Below are 1,323 nucleotides of genomic sequence, written 5' to 3' on the forward strand. Positions count from 1 at the left end.
CTAGATACACGGTCATCCGCAATGGGTAACCCGAGGGCGTTCCGGGCGCGTTGACCTTTACATGCTGTCGCTGCAACTCATATGGTTCAGGCCCTCACGGTGTTAGCCTGTCCCGACTTGAGTATCGCGCCCTCGGGGATCTCGCCGTGCTCGAGAAATCGCCACAGGGCGATTGCCAGACGCCGTGCGAGCGCCACGATACCGATGCGCCGCAGCCGCTTGCCGGTTCCGGCAAAGCGCTGGTTGAACCAGTGGCTGAGCTGGCTGCCGGGCTGCAGGCGCAGCCAGCTCCAGGCGAGCTCAACCATCAGCCAGCGGCATCGTTTGTTGCCCGCCTTGCTGATGCCCTGTTCAACCTCGCTGGTGCCACTGGCGTATGGCGTGGGCGTCAGGCCCAGGCAGCCGGCCAGTTCCCGGCGGTTGTGAAACTGCCGCCAGCCAAACAGTTCCCTGACCAGGGTCCACGCGCTGCCTGTACCGATGCCAGCGAGCTGTGCCAGCAACGCCATGCCGGGATGTGCGCCGCTGCGTACCCGCTGGTCCTGCTGCACTTCGAGCGTGCGGATCTGCTGGCGCACCAGTGCGAGCCGCTCACATTCGCGCTCAATCTCGGCGCGCAGACCGGGTGCGAGCAGCTCGCACTGCCGGGCCCACCAGTGCGTCCAGATCCGGCCGCCGACATACCTGATCCGGAGGTTGTGCAGCACCAGCAGGGAACGGATCCGGTTGGTATGCGCGGTGCGCTCATGCCGCAGGCGTTCGAGCTCGCGGTGCAGGCGCCGGTCGTCTTCCTGCTCAGGCGTGGGGATGCGGGCCACCGCCCACACGCGCCGCTCGCCGGAGTGGTAGCGCATCAGCATGGAGAGCAGCTTGTCGCTGTCAAGCCGGTCCGTCTTGGCGCGACGGGCACGGCGGTTCACCTCGATACTGGCCGAATCCACCACGAGATTGACGATGCCGTGTTCGGTCAGCCAGCGGTGCAGCCAGAAGCCGTCACGGCCAGCCTCATAACAGCTGTAGACCGGTGCATCGGCGCCGAGATGGCAACGCGCTCTCGCGTTCGCGACGGCGGTGAGAACCGCCGTGGTGTCACCCGCTGCGACTGTACAGCTGGGCGCGCGCTGGCCATCACCCAGTGAGAGCTTCCAGTTCTTCTCGCCCAGTTCAAAAGCCATGTACAGCCGGCCACCTGCCATCGTATTCTGCCCACGGAGGGCTGTGTCAGGCGTATCCATTTGCGTGCTCCTTCGGAGAAAACGAGTGTGCAACTCCCGTTTTACTCCAGTCGGGCTTACTGCCACTGCCCTCCCACATAGCATCTAG

At 65.0% G+C, this 1,323-nt stretch carries 1 protein-coding gene; it reads right to left on the reverse strand.

The window, feature by feature from the left end; translation table 11 throughout:
- Window positions 1–86: 86 nt before the first annotated feature.
- Window positions 87–1,235, reverse strand: a complete 1,149-nt coding sequence (locus tag F6X37_RS35735; RefSeq protein WP_187614666.1) for an IS110 family transposase — start codon at window positions 1,233–1,235, stop codon at window positions 87–89.
- Window positions 1,236–1,323 lie beyond the last annotated feature (88 nt).

Source organism: Paraburkholderia sp. 31.1 (assembly GCF_014397645.1).
In the GTDB taxonomy this organism is placed as follows: domain Bacteria; phylum Pseudomonadota; class Gammaproteobacteria; order Burkholderiales; family Burkholderiaceae; genus Paraburkholderia; species Paraburkholderia tuberum.